This window comes from Rhizobium altiplani (assembly GCF_001542405.1).
GTDB classification, from domain to species: Bacteria; Pseudomonadota; Alphaproteobacteria; order Rhizobiales; family Rhizobiaceae; genus Rhizobium; species Rhizobium altiplani.
Genome location: NZ_LNCD01000003.1, coordinates 109,086 through 126,308, shown reverse-complemented (window position 1 = coordinate 126,308; position 17,223 = coordinate 109,086). Strand labels below are relative to the sequence as shown.

Genomic DNA, 17,223 nt, shown 5'->3' with positions numbered 1-17,223 from the left:
TTGTCGAAGCGTCGTAAGATTCTCGTTGTGCTGAAAGGCTACCCGCGCCTTTCGGAGACATTTATCGCCCAGGAACTGCTCGGCCTGGAGAAGGCCGGGTTTGATCTGACCTTGATCTCGATGCGCCGGCCAACCGACAAGAAGCGGCATCCCGTGCATGACGAGATCAGGGCACGCGTCGTCTATCTGCCCGAGTATCTTCACGAAGAGCCGATCCGCGTGCTGAAGGGGCTGTTTGCGAGCTTCCGGCGGCCCGGGATCAAGGCTCTCTGGCAGCGCTTCCTCAAGGACCTCCCACGTGACATTTCTCGCAACCGCTTCAGGCGGCTTGGACAGGCGATGGTGCTCGCGCGCGAATGGCCGGATAGCGGCGAGTGGCTGCACGCACATTTCATCCATACCCCTGCCTCCGTGACCGAATATGCGAGCATTCTCACCGGTGTACCCTGGACCTGTTCGGCCCATGCCAAGGACATCTGGACATCGCCGGACTGGGAGTTGCATGAGAAGCTTGGCAGCGCCCGCTGGACGGTGACCTGCACGCGAAGCGGCTATGAGCACATGCGCACCTTGACCCCCCGCAAGGACGCCGTGCATCTGAGCTATCACGGCCTCGATTTGGCGCGTTTCGGGCATTTCGGCGGCCAGCGATCGCAGCGCGACGGCAGCAATCCGGCGGACCCTGTCCTCATTCTCAGTGTTGGCCGTGCCGTCGAGAAGAAGGGTTACGAGACGCTGCTCAAGGCACTCGCACTTTTGCCCGGCGACCTGAACTGGCGTTTCGAGCATATCGGCGGCGGCGACAAGCTGCCGAAGCTGAAGGCACTTGCTGCGGATCTCAATCTGACGGATCGGATCAGCTGGAAGGGCGCACTCGCACAGGAAGACGTGCTCGATCACTACCGCCAGGCCGATGTTTTCGCACTGGCCTGCCGGATTGCATCCAATGGCGATCGCGACGGCCTGCCGAATGTGTTGGTGGAGGCATCGAGCCAGCGCCTGCCCTGCGTCTCGACGTCGGTGTCCGGTGTGCCGGAGCTTCTTGTCGACGGTGAAAACGGCAGGCTCGTGCCACCCGAGGATCCTGCGGCGTTTGCGGCGGCACTCGAGACATTGATCCGCGATCCTGCCTTGCGGTCGCGGCTGGGAGATGCGGCCGAAAGACGCGTGCGCGAGCATTTCGACCACGAGGTGAGCATCACCGAGCTCGGCCATCTGTTTGAACAGGAATGGCAGAAAGCCTCATGAACTCGCCCCGGGTCTTTTTCTATGTCCAGCATTTGCTTGGCATCGGGCATATTGCCCGGGCAAGCCGCATCGCGAGCGCGCTTGTCAGCGACGGGTTCGACGTCACTGTCGTTACCGGAGGGCTGCCGGTTCCGGGATTCCCGGGAGACGGCATCAGGACGGTGGCTCTTCCAGCGGTCGTGGCAAGCAATGCCGGCTTTTCCGGACTTGCGGACAGCAATGGTGTTGCCGCCGACGAGGCGTTCCTGAGCAAACGCCGGGATCTGCTGCTCGAAGCCTTCCATGATACAGCGCCCGACGTCGTCATCATCGAAGCGTTTCCTTTTGGCCGCCGGCAGATGCGGTTCGAGCTGCTCCCGCTTCTTGATGCAATCGAGGAAGCGCATCCACGGCCGAAGCTTTTCAGCTCGGTGCGCGATATCCTGCAGCAGAACCGGAAGCCCGGGCGCGACGAGGAGACCGTGGCGCTGGTCAGAGATCATTTCGACGGCGTCCTGGTGCACGGGGATCCGAGCTTCGTTCGCCTGGAAGATACCTTTCCCCTGACGGCGGAGATTGCCTCCAAGCTCCTCTATACCGGCTTGGTGGCGGCCCCGCGGGCGGCTGATCCTGAAGAGACCTTCGACATTGTTGCATCCGCTGGTGGCGGAGCGGTCGGCCTCGACCTGCTTCGCGCGGCCCATGGCGCGGCCGCGATGTTGCCGGCGAACCTGCGGTGGCTCCTGATCAGCGGGCCGAACCTGCCCGAGGCGGACTTCGCCAGCCTTTCGAAGGCAACGCCCTCGAACGTTACGCTGACCCGGTTTCGCAAGGATTTCCCATCACTGCTTCGCGGCGCGCGCGTTTCCATCTCGCAGGCGGGCTATAACACCGTTGGCGATCTGCTCCAGACCGACTGCCTGATGATCCTCATTCCATTCGTTGCCGGTGGAGAGACGGAACAAACGGTCCGCGCGGAACGGTTGAGGACACTCGGGCTCGCCGAGATCCTGCCGGAGGCCGGTCTGACGTCCGAAATCGTTGCCAATGCGGTCAGCGCGGCGCTCGCAAAACCGCGGGCAGCCTCGGCATTGCTCGATCTCGGGGGGGCCGGCAAAACGGCATCAATCATTCGTTCCATGATCGGGTGAAAGCCTCGCACTTTGCGAAAATGATGTGATATAAACAACGTCCCGGCGAGAATCGGCATGACGATGGAAATCCGATGCGCCTTGTTTTCGTTATGAGATACGGCGGTCCGGTTGCATGATCCTGTTTTCGGCATTCCCTTTCGCTTCGCCGCAGGTTCACTGCCCCCAGATTTCCCAGGCAACTGACGGTTAGCAATGGAAAAAAGCCTCGCGCGTTACATCTGGTCGAACACGCGGCTGCAGCAGCTCTGGATTTTGACAGTCGTTGCAGTCTCGATGATCCCCTACTTTCTGTCCTTCGACCTGCCGAAGCAGATCGTCAACGGACCGATTCAGGGCTTGGGCTTCGAGGGCGAAGGTGCAACGCAGACGTTCATGCGGTTGTCCTACACCTTTCCTGTTATCGGCGAGGTAGAGTTCTTCAAGGGCCTCCAGCTTGACCGCCTGCAAATGCTGATGGGGCTCAGCCTCGTCTTCCTCGCGCTGGTCGTCTTGAACGGCCTCTTCAAATTCTACATCAACACCTACAAGGGACGGCTTGGCGAGCGCATGCTGCGCCGCATCCGTTTCGAGTTGATCGATCGGGTACTCCGTTTCCCGCCGTCGCATTTCAAGCGCGTCAAGTCCGCCGAGATCGCAACGATGATCAAGGATGAAGTCGAACCGATGGGCGGCTTCACGGGGGATGCCTTCGTTTCGCCGGCCTTGCTCGGCGGGCAGGCGCTGACGGCGCTCGCCTTCATCATCGTGCAGAACTTCTGGCTCGGGATGATCGCCGCGGCGATCGTCGGCGTGCAGGCGGTGGTGATCCCGCGCATGAGAAAGCGCCTGCTCGAGCTTGGCCGCCAGCGTCAGCTGACAGCCCGCGAGCTGTCCGGACGTGTCGGCGAAATCGTCGATGGCATCGGCACGATTCACGGCAACGACACTTCGAATTTCGAGCGCGCCGACATCGCCACCAGGCTCGGGCTGATCTTCTCGATCCGCTATGACCTTTACCAGTGGAAGTTCCTGGTCAAGTTCCTGAACAATTTCCTGGCCCAGGTCACTCCATTCCTGTTTTACGCAATCGGCGGCTATCTCGCGCTGCAGGGCCGACTGGACATCGGTCAGCTCGTTGCGGTCATCAGCGCCTACAAGGATCTTCCGGGGCCGCTCAAGGAACTGATCGACTGGGATCAGATGCGCCAGGATGTGCAGGTCAAGTACCAGCAGGTCTACGAGCAGTTCAATGTCGAGCCATTGATCGACGGCAAGATACAGGACATTTCGTCAGAAACCATCGGCGCCCTGACGGCTCCGCTGGTGGTCACAAACCTGACTGTGAGCGACGACAGCGGCGCGCGGCTGGTCGACCACGTCTCGGTCGAAATCAAGCCCAACGAAACGGTCGCGGTCGTCGGCCCGAACTCGAGTGGTGCCGAAGCCTTCGCGGAAGCCCTCGGTCGGCTTGTATGGCCGGATTCCGGCCGCGTGACGATCGATGGCCATGACCTTCTCGATCTGCCCGAATCCATTACCGGCCGGCGCATGTCCTACGCATCAGCCGACGCCTACTTCTTCCACGGGACGCTCAGGGACAATCTGCTTTACGGCTTGAAGCATGCCCCCATGCGCGACCCGCAGTACGACGGCAAGGAGGCTCTTGAAGCCAAGTGGCATGCCGAGGAGGCCGTCAAGGCCGGCAACCCGACAATGGATATCAACAGCGACTGGGTGGACTACCAGGCTGCCGGCGCAACCGGCCCGGAGGATATCCTGACGGCGATCCGTCCGGTGCTCGATGCGGTCCTCATCTCACAGGACATTCTCGACCTGGCGCTTCGATCGACCGTCAACACGAGCGTGCATGTGACGCTTGCCGGACACATCGTCGATCTGCGTACCGCACTTCGCAAGCGCATGCAGGAGTCGGAGCTCGGCAATATCGTCGTGCCGTTCGATTTCGATGCGTTCAATCCGCAAGCCACCGTCGGCGAGAATTTGCTCTTCGGCTCGATGAAACGGCCGATGATGAACAATCGCCGGCTGGCGGCCCACCCCTATTTCCAGGCGCTCTTCCGCGACACCGGCCTCAGCGACGATCTCTACGCCATGGGTCTGGAGATTGCGGAGAATGCCGTCGAACTCTTCCACGATCTGCCGCCGGATCACCCGTTCTTCCAGCAGCTGACCTTCATGACGGCGGACGATATCCCGACCTATCAGGCACTCCTGCAGAAATTGCAGAGCCGACGGTTTGATGATGCAACGCCCGAAGAACGCTCCGCAATCATCCGTCTCAGCTTTGCCTATATCGAGCCTCGGCACCGTTTCGGTCTTCTGACCGACGCGCTGATGGCCAAGATCGTCAGCGCCCGCAAACAGTTCCATGAGAATATCCCGGACGATCTTTCCGCCGTCATCGAGCGGTATGATCCGGAGGACTTCATCTCCTCGGCAAGCCTCATGGACAACGTCCTGTTCGGCCGCATCGCCTATCAGCAGGCTGACGCGTCCGACCGCATCCGGGCCATCATGGGCGACCTCTTCGACTCTCTCGAACTCTTCGACGACGTCTTGTCGATCGGGCTTGAGTTTGATGTCGGTTCTGGCGGCAAGCGCCTGACGATGGCGCAACGGCAGAAGCTGAACCTTGCCCGTGCGCTTCTCAAACGGTCTGACTATTTTGTCTTCAACCGGCCGTTATCCGCGCTCGACCAGCGTGTTCAGGATCAGATTACCCGAAATGTGGTCGAGGGATTGCACAAGGAAGGCGAACAGCCGGCCATCATCTGGGTGCTTTCGAACGCAAAACTTGCGGAAATATTTGATCGAATCCTGCTGTTTGACCGCGGTGCGCTGGCCGAGGCAGGCAACTTTCCGGAGCTTTCCGAACAAAACGGTATGTTCAAGGAACTGTTATCGTAATATCCTAAAGAGGGACAATAAAGATGGTGCCCTTTTGCGAGGTGCCACGGTCAAGCGTCGTGCACCGGAAAGCGCGACGGGGGTAGTACGCATATGTTATTGAGAGACGAAGTTGAAATGCTGCGGCGGGTGCCGATCTTCTCCCGAATTGCACCTGCAAAACTCAAATTGTTGGCCTTCACTTCCGATCGCATGACATACAACGTCGGGCAGGACCTCTTCCATCAGGGAGATCCGGGCGATGCCGCCTATGTCGTCCTGTCCGGAACGGCCGACATTCTTGTCCACTCACCTGCAGGCGACATCAAGGTCGCCGATGTGGAACCCAACTCCATCGTCGGTGAAATCGCCATATTGTGCGACGTATCGCGTACCGCGACGATACGCGCCACCTCGCCCCTGGAAGTGCTGCGCATCAGCAAGGAACACTTCCTGAAATTGCTCAGTGATTTCCCCGAGATGGCCGTCGAGATCATGCGCGTCTTGGCAGACCGTCTGAACCATACAACGGCCGAGCTGACCGCCGCGCGCGCTGCGAAGCAGCCGCAGGTAGCCGCGATGTAGCGATTTCATCATCTCTGAAGGCAAAGGCCTGCCTACAGGAACCTGAGGCAGGCCTTTGCTGTTTTTCGTGACTTTTGAACAGATCCTGTTCAATCCGGTCATATCTGCAGCCCCGGCAGTTTGCGCATTCTGCAGGTGTCCAGACGCTGCTGGGAGGTGTTCGCGGCACAGCGAACGACCCTCGCAAACAAGCGCTGCAACGAGCTGGTCGCGGATCGCTCACACCTTCAGCCGATCGGGATCGCGATCAGCACATCGTGGTCAACGCTCGCCAATATCATCCTCCGCCCTTCGTATTCCGCAAGCCGATGCAATAGGCCGGGATCCAGGGCTTCGACGGGTGCGAAAGCCCGCTCGTGCTTTAGAACGGACGCGCTTTGATTTCAGATTGGACGGGCGTTCACTTCAAATTGGCCGGACCATGCGTCAAAGTGGTCGGATGAGCGAGCATGTTACCGCCAGGGCCCCTGATTGACCGCTTGCGCGGGACGTGGACCTCGAGGGGAGCGGGTGTCTCGCTTGCGTGCAGCACGGCGGTTGGGGATTAACGACCTTCCGACCCTTGCGCCTTATCGGCAGGACCGCGCCGTTTTTCTGGGATGAAGCGATGAACGGCAGGCTCTTCCTGCTTGAATGTTGAGCAAGTGTTGGCGGCGATCCTCAAATTGGCGAGGTTGTCGTTATGGACAACCTGTCGTCCGCAAAACAGCCAATGTGCGCGAGGCTATCGCGCACATTGGGATCACTCATATTTTCTGCTGCCTTACTGGCCCGACCGCAATGCCATCGAAAGCCTGTTCGCGAAATTGAAAGCCATGTCGCGGGCCGGGCGGAGCGCATGGTAGGGGACGCGGTTGGCGCTACCCCATTCCCGTTTGCAGAATGCACAACCTACTTCAGAGTTGTGGGATAGACCCGGACTGAACAGGATCTTCTCTACTCGCGCTGTTCGAGCGCCCTGCTGAAGGCCAATGCCGCAAGCGTGCAGACCGCGCCAGACAGCAGGTAGTAGCCAACGAAAGGCAGACCAAGGTGGCTGGACAGGGTCAGGGCGACGAGCGGAGCAAAGCCGGCGCCGACGAGCCAGGCAAGGTCGGAGGTAAAGGCCGCACCGGTATAGCGATAACCTCTGCCGAAGCGCGACGAAATCGAGCCGGTCGCCTGGCCAAAGGACAGGCCGAGGACGCCGAAGCCGATGATCACGAAGGCACTCTGTCCCCCGGAGCCGGCTGCCATCAGGAGCGGACCGACAAAGCTGAAGATCGCAATCAGCACGGCACAGATCGCAAGCTGCGCACGCCTGCCGATGAGGTCTGCGATCATGCCAGAGACGACGATCGCGACGAGACCGACCACGGCGCCAACGATCTGCACGACCATGAAACCGCCGATCGGCTGCGTTCCGTAAAGATACACCCAGCCCAGCGGGAAGATCGTCACCAGGTGGAACATCGCGAAGCTCGCGAGCGGCACGAAGGCGCCGAGCAGGATGTCGCGGCCATGGACGCGCACCACGTCGTGGATCGGTGCCGCTTCGAGCTCGTGCTGTTCCAGTGCGGAGCCGAATTCGGGCGTCATGACCAGACGCAAACGCGCAAACAGCGCAACCACGTTGATCGCAAAGGCGACAAAGAATGGATAGCGCCAGCCCCAGCTCAGGAAGTCCTCACTGGAAAGATTGGCGATGAAATAGCCAAACAGCGCGCTTGCCAGTGCAAAGCCGATCGGGGCACCGAGCTGCGGGATCATCGCATACCAGCCGCGGTGGTTTGGCGGCGCGTTGAGCGCCAGCAGCGACGCCAGGCCGTCCCATGCGCCGCCAAGCGCAAAGCCCTGGCCGAGCCGGAAGAGGGCGAGCAATGCAATCGACCAGGCACCAATCTCGCTGTAGCCCGGCAGGAAAGCGATCGAAGCCGTCGAGCCCCCCAGCAGGAACAATGCGATCGTCAGCTTGGCGCCGCGGCCATAGAAGCGGTCGATGGTCATGAACACGAGCGATCCCACCGGGCGCGCCAGAAATGCGAGCGAAAAGATCGCAAAGGAATAAAGAGTTGCCGTCAGGCGATCGGGCGCGAAAGGAAAGACAAGCTGAGGGAAGACCAGCACGGATGCGAGGCCATAGACGAAGAAATCGAAGAATTCGGACGCGCGCCCGATGACGACGCCGATCGCGATACTGCCGGCCGATATCGGCTTGTCGGCATGAATTCGCCGCGCATCCTGCTCCATCGATGTGGACGATGGTCCGTAGTGTGTTGTACCTGCCATTAAATGCCTCCCTCGTTGAGGCACCCTGTGGCAAAGCGCCTCACTAGCGATCTTGATCAAACCACTGCGCTTATCAAGTCCGATCGACGCAAATAGTTCATCATCCGGCCTGAAAATCAGATGTGGATGAAAAATCACGGTCATGCCGCGAAATCGGTCTGCAAAAGACTGGCATGATCGGCGTGTACGGATATATTAGCCCTTCAAAATGGATTGTGCGCAAGAATCCTTCGAATTTTCATCAGGATTTTGACATCCTGCGCCACGTGCCTTATCCCGCAGTGCGGCATTTCTGCTGCACTGCGACCAAACACCTCATGTTGCTATCAGGTACGGTGCTTTAGTCGCGGTCTGGACGAAACAACAAGAGCATAGAGACGTGCAAAAACTGCCAAAGTTTTCCCGCCATCTCCTCATTCTGCCCCTGCTTCTGACGCTGGCGGGATGCAATTTGGTGGTCATGTCGCCTTCGGGCGATATCGCCATGCAGCAACGCGACCTGATTATCGTGTCGACGGTTTTGATGCTGCTGATCATCGTTCCGGTGATCTTCCTGACGCTGCTGTTTGCCTGGCGCTATCGCCGTTCCAACACGGCTGCCACCTATGATCCGGAATGGCACCATTCCACCCGTCTCGAAGTGGTCATCTGGTCAGCACCGCTGGCCATCATCATCGCGCTCGGGGCCATCACCTGGATCAGCACGCACAAGCTCGACCCATTTCGTCCGCTCGATCGGATTGACGCCGAGCGCGCCATCCCGGCCAATACCAAGCCGCTGACCGTCGAAGTCGTCGCACTCGACTGGAAATGGCTGTTCTTCTATCCCGAACTCGGGATTGCGACCGTCAATGAAATGGCAGCGCCAGTCGATGTTCCGATCAGCTTCAGGATCACCTCCTCGTCGGTTATGAATTCCTTCTACGTGCCTGCGCTCGCGGGCCAGATCTATGCAATGCCCGGCATGGAGACCAGGCTGCATGCCGTCATCAACCAGGAAGGCATCTTCGACGGCTTTTCGGCCAACTATAGCGGCGCGGGTTTTTCCCACATGCGCTTCAAGTTCCATGGCGTAAACCAGCAGGGCTTCGACCAATGGGTTGCGCAGGTCAGGGAAAAGGGAACTGCGCTCAATAGGGATACCTATCTCAAGCTCGAACGGCCGAGTGAGAGGGAGCCGGTGCGTTACTTCTCGACCGTCGACAAGGATCTCTTCAACGCGATCCTCAACATGTGCGCGGCCCCCGGTCAGATGTGCATGAACGAAATGATGCACATCGACCGGATGGGTGGCGGCGGCAAGGAAAGCGCCGAAAATCGCGAGAAGCTGCTCTACGACAACCGCCACTCCGATCAGGCCGGTGGCGGTCACGAAACGCCTGCGGGCGAAAGCCCCGATGCCAGCGAAACCAAGCCGGCAGACGCTCAGAACGGCGCCGGCCAGCCTGGCGACACGCAGACGATGCCAGGAATGCAGCATGACGGGCACACAATGCCTGGCATGGACCACGGCACCGGCAGCGACCAGGCGCCTGCGCAATCAAACAGCAATTAGACCTGGCGCTTTGCGTCGATACGACATCAATGAACGGGTTCATCCATGTTTTCCAATCCTGACCTCCTGAAGTTCATCTTCGGTCGGTTGACCCTAGAATCGATCCCCTATCACGAGCCGATCCTGGTCGTGACCTTTGCGGCAGTCGCACTTGGCGGCATCGCGCTTCTGGGTGTTGTTACCTATTTCAAGCTTTGGGGTTATCTCTGGCGCGACTGGCTGACGAGCGTCGATCACAAGAAGATCGGCATCATGTACGTCATCCTGGCGCTCATCATGCTGCTGCGCGGCTTTTCCGACGCGATCATGATGCGTCTGCAACAGGCAATCGCCTTCAACGGATCCGCCGGCTACCTGCCGCCGCATCACTACGACCAGGTCTTCACGGCCCATGGCGTCATCATGATCTTCTTCATGGCCATGCCGTTCGTCACGGGCCTGATGAACCTCGTCGTGCCGCTGCAGATCGGCGCCCGCGACGTTTCCTTCCCGTTCCTGAACAATTTCTCGTTCTGGATGACGACCGCCGGTGCGATCATCATCATGATCTCGCTCTTCGTCGGCGAATTCGCCCAGACCGGCTGGCTTGCCTATCCGCCGCTGTCGGGAGCCGCCTATAGCCCGGGCGTCGGTGTCGACTATTACATCTGGGGTCTGCAGGTGGCCGGTGTCGGAACGACGCTATCGGGCATCAACCTGATCGCGACGATCGTGAAGATGCGCGCACCCGGCATGAGCTTCATGAAGATGCCGGTCTTCACCTGGACCGCGCTCTGCACCAACATCCTGATCGTCGCGACCTTCCCGATCCTGACGGCGACGCTGGCGCTGCTGTCGCTCGATCGTTACGCCGGCACGAACTTCTTCACGAATGACCTCGGCGGCAATCCGATGATGTATGTCAACCTCATCTGGATCTGGGGTCACCCGGAAGTCTACATCCTTGTGCTGCCGGCCTTCGGCATCTTCTCGGAAGTCGTTGCCACCTTCTGCGGCAAGCGTCTCTTCGGCTACGCCTCGATGGTCTACGCCACCTGCGTGATCATGATCCTGTCCTACCTCGTGTGGCTGCACCACTTCTTCACGATGGGTTCGGGTGCCAGCGTCAACTCCTTCTTCGGCATCACCACGATGATCATCTCGATCCCCACAGGGGCGAAGATGTTCAACTGGCTGTTCACGATGTACAGGGGACGCATTCGCTACGAAGTGCCGATGCTGTGGACGCTCGGCTTCATGGTGACCTTCGTCATCGGCGGCATGACCGGCGTTCTGCTCGCCGTACCGCCCGCCGACTTCGTGCTGCACAACTCGCTCTTCCTGATCGCCCACTTCCACAACGTCATCATCGGCGGCGTGGTGTTCGGCCTGATGGCTGGCGTCACCTACTGGTTCCCGAAGGCGTTCGGCTACAAGCTCGATCCGTTCTGGGGCAAGATGTCCTTCTGGTTCTGGCTGATCGGCTTCTACTTCGCCTTCATGCCGCTCTACGTGCTCGGCCTGATGGGCGTCACGCGCCGCGTGTCGCAGTTCGAAGATCCGTCGCTGCAGATCTGGTTCATCCTTGCCGCCTTCGGCGCCGTCCTGATCGCGATCGGCATCGCCAGCTTCATAATCCAGCTCGTCGTCAGCTTCTTCAAGCGCGAAGAGCTGCGCGACACGACGGGCGATCCCTGGGATGGCCGCACGCTGGAATGGTCGACCTCGTCGCCGCCGCCGGACTACAACTTCGCCTTCACGCCCGTCGTCCACGACCATGATTCCTGGTACGACATGAAGGCGCGCGGCTACGCCCGCCCGCTGGAAGGCTTCAAGCCGATCCACATGCCGAAGAACACCGGAACCGGTGTCATTCTCGGCGCGATCAGCGTCGTGCTGGCATTTGCCCTCATCTGGTACATGTGGTGGCTGGTCGTGCTTTCGTTCGTCGCCATGATCGCCGTCGCGATCGGCCATACCTTCAACTACAATCGCGACTTCTATATCCCCGCCGAAGAAGTCACGGAAACGGAACGCAAGCGTACCGCGCTGCTTGCCGAGCAGGTGTAAGACCATGAGCGATGCTGTGATCGACAAGGCAGACAAGCCTGAATTCTACCTCACCGAAGAGCACCATCCGGAAGGCAGCACAATGCTGGGCTTCTGGCTCTACCTGATGAGCGACTGCCTCATCTTCGCGGTGCTGTTTGCAACCTTCGCCGTCCTCGGCCGCAATTTTGCGGCCGGGCCCTCGCCGGCCGATCTCTTTGATCTGCCGCTGGTGGCGATCAACACCTCGATGCTGCTTCTGTCCTCCATCACATACGGTTTTGCGATGCTGCAGATGGAGCGGCAGGAGAAGGGTGCCACACTCTTCTGGCTGGCCATTACCGGCCTCTTCGGCCTGGCCTTCCTTGGGATTGAACTCTACGAGTTCTCGCACCTGATCCACGAGGGCGCAGGTCCAACCCGCAGTGCCTTCCTGTCCGGCTTCTTCACGCTGGTCGGCACACATGGTCTGCACGTCACCTTTGGTATCGTCTGGCTGATCACCCTGATGGTGCAGGTGTCGATCCGTGGCTTGATCCCGGAAAACCGCCGCCGCCTGATGTGCCTGTCGATGTTCTGGCACTTTCTTGACGTCGTCTGGATCGGCGTCTTCTCCTTCGTCTACCTTATGGGAGTCCTCGGATGACCTCTAACGCACCAGTAACCGAGGACGCCCACGAAGCCCATCATGGTCACAGCCATGGTCACGTGGCCGCCCACGGCACCTTCAAGAGCTATATGATCGGCTTCGTGCTGTCGGTTATCCTGACAGCGATCCCGTTCTGGCTGGTCATGGCCGGCGTCTTCGAAAATCCATCGGTAACGGCTGCATGGGTCATGGGGCTTGCCGCTGTCCAGATCGTCGTTCATATGATCTTCTTCCTTCATATGAACCCGCGCTCGGAAGGCGGCTGGACGATGATGGCGTTGATCTTCACGCTTCTGCTCGTCGCCATCGCGCTGGCCGGCTCGCTCTGGGTCATGCATCATCTGAATACGAACATGATGCCGATGAGCCCGGAAATGATGAAGAATATGCCCTAAAGGGCAGGAGTGGGCGGTGGTGACGCCGCCCGCCAAGGTTTTCTGGCAATGGCCGACATCCCCTCCGAGAAAGCACCAGGACAGCATACTGCCGCCGGGCTTGCGATATTCTGCGGTCTCATGCTGGTGCTGATTGCCGCACTGCTTGCGCTTGGTGTCTGGCAGGTCGAGCGGCTTTCCTGGAAAGAGGATCTGATTGCCCGCGTCGATCAGCGCGTCCATGCGGAGCCGGTTCCCGCGCCAGTGCGCGCGCAGTGGGGACAGGTCAGCCGCGCCAATGACGAATATCGCCATGTGACTGCCGAAGGGACCCTGCAAAACGATAGGGAAACGCTGATCTACGCGTCGACGTCGCTCGGGCCCGGCTATTGGGTGATCACCCCGCTCAAGCTCGCCGACAGCACCTCGGTATTGATCAACCGCGGTTTCGTCCCGACGGAAAAGCGCGATCCGGCAACACGCAGCGAAGGGCAGATAGCAAACCCGGTGAAAATCACCGGACTGCTGCGGATTACCGAGCCTGGAGGCACGCTGATCAAGTCCAATGATCCGGCCAATGATCGCTGGTATTCACGCGATGTCGCCGCGATCGCCGATCGTCGCGGCGTGGCAGATGCCGCCCCCTACTTTATCGATGCTGATGCGACGACAAACCCAGGCGGCCTGCCGGTCGGTGGGCTGACGCAGATCGCCTTCCCCAACAACCATCTGGTTTACGCGATCACCTGGTTTGCACTTGCGGTCATGGCCGCTGGACTGCTCGCTTTCGTCGTCCGCGGCGAGTTGCGCGCGCGTCGATCCTGATCAGACGGCCTTGCTCCGGGGATAGAAGCGCTCAGCCATGTGTTCGCCGACCGCATAGGCCTGGCTGACGATCTCGGGTACGAGGTCGATGTCAGGCAGACTGCCGAGGCCGAGGGGCCCGACGGCAAACAGTCCATCGACCATTGATCCATCCTCAAGGCAGGGCTGGCCCCGCTGATTGACGGCAAGCCCGAGCGACAATTCGTCTGCCAGGGCCAAACCTCCGCTCACAAGGCTTGCCAGCAATGGCGAGGTCAGTTGTGGCGCGCGGCAGCGACAATCCAGGATACGCTCGGCATGAACGATCTCGTCGGCGTGCGAGCCGGCGGGCCGGAAGAAGAGACCGCTCAGGCCCTGCCGACCCACGACGCCACGGCGCAGTACGGTATTGCCACTGACGAGCTCGCTTTGGAGACGGGCGTAGATGGCCTCCGGCAATCGGTTGCGGTGGCTGTCATAGATCGCCCGCAAGTGCCGGTTGAACTGATGCTTCTGATGGGCTGGCAGTGCGCGCCACAGAGAGCGGGCGTGTTTGCGCAACCCGTTCATGACGGATTGCCAGCTTCTGCCATCTTCCTCTGCCTCGCGGCAGGCCGTGCGGATGAAGCGCAGGATGTCAGGGAGGTTTGTTGGCAGTGCGTCGGCCGGAAAAACCGGGTCGGCGGAGTTCGGCGTATGGCTCTGCGGCAGGAAGCCATGTCGGGAAAGGATGGTAACCTGCCCCGCGTAGCCGGCGTCGCGCAATTGCAGGAGCTGATCGACAACCCTGATGCCGCTGCCGAGAAGGACCGTGTGTGGGCGCGCGACCAGGCGCTGGGCTCTCACCTGCGACGGCTCCTGCTCAGTCTCCTCGGTTTCCGGCAGACCATAGCCAGTGGCCAGTATGACGGTGTCGAACAGGGGATTGGCTGGATTGGCGCTTTCGAGAAGGAAACGGTTGCCGTGGCTCCTGCGGATCGCCACAACCGGTTCATGGCACACCTGAACCGTAATGTCCTTGCGGGCGGACAAGGCTTCAGAGAAGCGCTGGTAGACGTAGTCGCTGAAAATGTCTTTCGGCACGAAGATCTGGCGAAATCCCGGGATCGCCGCAGGCACGGCGGCGCGGAATTCCGCGTTGCTACAAAGCCAGTCGTTGAAATCATCCGTATCGCCCACGGAGACGGAAAGATCGCGAACACGCGTATTCAGGATCGTCGAGGTTCGCGCCGACGAGAGTGCCTGGCCCCCGCTCACCGAAGAGTTGGGGTCGAAGAGCTGCAGATGAAAAGGCAGGCGCACTGTCTTCATCAGCGCGATAGCCATCATCATTCCGGAAAAGCCGCGGCCGACAATGGCAAAACGCGGCACGGCGGAGATCTTTGCTGCCGCCGCTGACTTCGAAGAAAACAGGCCTTGAACCGTCATCTCAACTCCCTTGCGACCGTCTGCGCATCGTGTCTCGATTGGTTTCAACGCGGGAATAAAACGCTCGCGCGCTGCGCTGGTTCACGCGGTTTTGAACCGCCCTATAGTCTATCAAACTAGTCGTGTATCAAAGCGCCAAAAGATGATTTAGGCAAGCCTTTGTTCCGAGTGCCAACGTCTGGTGCGGATAAGTGTCTGAAACCGTTTTGACATTTCGAGACGCCAGGCGCGGTCAAAATTGTGCTTCCTTGTCTTTGTTGCACTCACGATAAAATAACCAGTTGGTGAATTCTTGACTTGAAGGGCCGAAAGGAATCGGCAAAAGTAAGGGCGCTAATCAATCCCTTCATGGATTCGACGTCTTTCCGGACCAACGTCCGACCACACCTCTGTTTTGGAATATGACCGTGAGCAGCAATGCTTTAACACGCGCGACGAAGCCATCCGCTTCGATGGCGAAGGCGACCGCGGCAGGCTGGGGCAAGGGCCTCTTTACGCTCGTCCGCATCACCGTCATGGCGTTCCGCCATCCCTGGCAATCCGGTTTCGCCATCGGCGCGACCCTTGTTGCCTCGACCTTCCAGCTGATGATCCCGCGTCTGCTCGGGCGCGCGGTCGACCATACGCAGGTCGCGATGGAAGGCGGCCAGGCGGGACAGATCGCACAGGATGCGCTGCTGACCACGGCGCTGATGCTGCTCGGCGCCAGCGTTCTGCGTGGCATCTTCACGATGATCCAGAACTACTACAGCGAGAGCGTCGGCCACCACATGGGCTACGAGCTGCGTCTTGCCTGTTACGAGAAAATCCAGCGCCTTTCCTTCAGCTTTCATGACAGTGTCCACTCTGGCGATCTGATCACCGTCGGGCTGCTCGACCTTGAAGGCGTGCGCATGTATTTTTCGACGGCGCTGGTGCGCATGGTGCTCTTGACCATGCTGATCGGTATCGGCGCCTACATGCTGCTTTCCACCGATGTCGTCCTCGGCTTGCTTGCCTTGAGCTTCGTGCCCTTCGTTGCCTGGCGTTCCTCGGTCACACAGTTGCGGTTGCGCGCGACCTGGCTCGACCTGCAGGAGCGGCTGTCGGTGCTGACCCGGATCATGGAGGAAAATCTCGGTGGCATCCGCGTGGTCAGGGCCTTTGCCGCGCAGGCGCACGAGATGATGAAGTTCGAGGGCGCTTCCAAGAACGCCTTGGCGCTCGCCCACCAACGCGTCGGCATCCGTGTCATCAATACCAGCGCCATGACCTTCTCCTTCTTCGCAGCCATGGGCCTCGTCCTCTGGGTTGGCGGTGGCAAGGTGATGGCTGGCGAGATGACGGTCGGTACGCTTACGTCGTTCCTGACCTTCATGACGATCCTGCAGATGCCTGTCCGCCAGCTCGGCCTGATGGTCAATGCTTTCGCCCGCGCCTCCACCTGCGGCACCCGGCTGTTCAACCTGCTCGACCTCGAAATTGCCGTGCGGGATGCCCCTGACGCCAGGGATCTGGTGCTCAGCGACGGGACGCTTCGCTTCGAGAATGTAAGCTTCGCCTATCCGAGCTCACCGATGCACGAGGTCCTGAGCAAGGTCTCCTTCGAGGCAAAGCGTGGCGAGACGATCGGCATCGTCGGGCCACCCGGTAGCGGGAAATCGACGCTTGCGCATCTGATCCCGCGCTTCTACGACGTCACCACGGGCAAGATCACCATTGATGGACAGGATATCCGCAAGGCGACGCTGCAGTCGCTTCGTCGTGCGGTCGCCGTTGTCCAGCAGGATTCTTTCCTGTTCACCACCTCGATTGAAAACAACATCGCCTATGGCGACCCCTGGGCAAAGGAAAGCCGCATCGAGCGCGCGAGCGAAAGTGCCCAACTGCACAACTACGTGCTCGGCCTGCCGACCGGCTACGGCACGGTCGTTGGAGAACGCGGTGTGTCGCTCTCGGGAGGACAGCGCCAGCGCCTGTCGATCGCCCGTGCCCTGATGTTGAAACCCGCCGTCATGGTCTTCGATGATTCAACGGCGGCAATCGATGCGGCCACCGAACAGCGCATTCGCTCCGCGATGCGCAAGTACGCGGCTGATCGCGTGACCATCATTGTTGCGCATCGCCTGAGCTCGCTGATGCATGCCGACCAGATCCTGTTCGTCGAGAACGGGCAAATCGTCGAACGTGGCACGCACGAGGAGTTGCTGGCCGCGGGCGGGCGCTACAAGGCGCTCTACGATCTGCAGGTACGGCCGGGCGATGAGGCGCTTAGCGCCTAGGGAG

The 17,223-nt window shown here is 60.0% G+C and carries 12 protein-coding genes; 10 read left to right on the top strand and 2 right to left on the bottom strand.

Annotation, left to right across the window (positions count from 1 at the left end):
* The 4 genes from AS026_RS01255 (at position 1) to AS026_RS01240 (ending at position 5,852) form a co-directional block, all read left to right on the top strand.
* On the top strand, positions 1 to 1,248 hold the full coding sequence (locus tag AS026_RS01255; RefSeq protein WP_100248107.1) for a glycosyltransferase: 1,248 nt from the start codon (positions 1 to 3) through the stop codon (positions 1,246 to 1,248).
* On the top strand, positions 1,245 to 2,378 hold the full coding sequence (locus tag AS026_RS01250; protein WP_062368476.1) for a glycosyltransferase family protein: 1,134 nt from the start codon (positions 1,245 to 1,247) through the stop codon (positions 2,376 to 2,378). The genes AS026_RS01255 and AS026_RS01250 overlap by 4 nt, the downstream gene beginning before the upstream one ends.
* Positions 2,379 to 2,573: 195 nt before the next feature.
* On the top strand, positions 2,574 to 5,288 hold the full coding sequence (locus AS026_RS01245) for an ABC transporter ATP-binding protein (RefSeq protein ID WP_062368421.1): 2,715 nt from the start codon (positions 2,574 to 2,576) through the stop codon (positions 5,286 to 5,288).
* A 93-nt stretch (positions 5,289 to 5,381) separates the two neighbouring features.
* A complete protein-coding gene (locus AS026_RS01240; protein ID WP_018856664.1) occupies positions 5,382 to 5,852 on the top strand; it encodes a cyclic nucleotide-binding domain-containing protein in 471 nt (156 codons plus the stop codon).
* 936 nt (positions 5,853 to 6,788) lie between these two features.
* Here AS026_RS01240 and AS026_RS01235 read toward each other — a convergent pair.
* Complete coding sequence (locus AS026_RS01235) at positions 6,789 to 8,120, bottom strand: MFS transporter (RefSeq protein ID WP_062368420.1); 1,332 nt, start codon at positions 8,118 to 8,120, stop codon at positions 6,789 to 6,791.
* 379 nt (positions 8,121 to 8,499) lie between these two features.
* Between AS026_RS01235 and cyoA the strand changes: the two genes are divergently transcribed.
* The 5 genes from cyoA to AS026_RS01210 are packed head-to-tail and all read left to right on the top strand — an operon-like array spanning position 8,500 to position 13,551.
* Positions 8,500 to 9,675 carry a ubiquinol oxidase subunit II gene (cyoA, locus tag AS026_RS01230; protein WP_062368419.1) on the top strand — a complete coding sequence of 392 codons (1,176 nt, stop codon included), beginning with the start codon at positions 8,500 to 8,502 and terminating at the stop codon, positions 9,673 to 9,675.
* Between the two features lie 45 nt (positions 9,676 to 9,720).
* On the top strand, positions 9,721 to 11,724 hold the full coding sequence (gene cyoB, locus AS026_RS01225; RefSeq protein WP_025658241.1) for a cytochrome o ubiquinol oxidase subunit I: 2,004 nt from the start codon (positions 9,721 to 9,723) through the stop codon (positions 11,722 to 11,724).
* Between the two features lie 4 nt (positions 11,725 to 11,728).
* Complete coding sequence (gene cyoC / locus AS026_RS01220) at positions 11,729 to 12,349, top strand: cytochrome o ubiquinol oxidase subunit III (RefSeq protein WP_018856668.1); 621 nt, start codon at positions 11,729 to 11,731, stop codon at positions 12,347 to 12,349.
* Positions 12,346 to 12,747 carry a cytochrome o ubiquinol oxidase subunit IV gene (gene cyoD, locus AS026_RS01215; RefSeq protein WP_025658240.1) on the top strand — a complete coding sequence of 134 codons (402 nt, stop codon included), beginning with the start codon at positions 12,346 to 12,348 and terminating at the stop codon, positions 12,745 to 12,747. Before cyoC ends, cyoD begins: the two co-directional genes overlap by 4 nt.
* Before the next feature lie 48 nt (positions 12,748 to 12,795).
* Complete coding sequence (locus tag AS026_RS01210) at positions 12,796 to 13,551, top strand: SURF1 family protein (protein ID WP_062368474.1); 756 nt, start codon at positions 12,796 to 12,798, stop codon at positions 13,549 to 13,551.
* Here the strand turns inward: AS026_RS01210 and AS026_RS01205 are convergent, their stop codons facing one another.
* Positions 13,552 to 14,958 carry an FAD/NAD(P)-binding protein gene (locus AS026_RS01205; protein WP_062368418.1) on the bottom strand — a complete coding sequence of 469 codons (1,407 nt, stop codon included), beginning with the start codon at positions 14,956 to 14,958 and terminating at the stop codon, positions 13,552 to 13,554. It lies immediately after the preceding gene.
* A 452-nt stretch (positions 14,959 to 15,410) separates the two neighbouring features.
* Here AS026_RS01205 and AS026_RS01200 point away from each other — a divergent pair, with 452 nt between their 5' ends.
* Positions 15,411 to 17,219, top strand: coding sequence for an ABC transporter ATP-binding protein (locus tag AS026_RS01200; protein WP_062368417.1), 1,809 nt, complete (start codon positions 15,411 to 15,413; stop codon positions 17,217 to 17,219).
* Positions 17,220 to 17,223 lie beyond the last annotated feature (4 nt).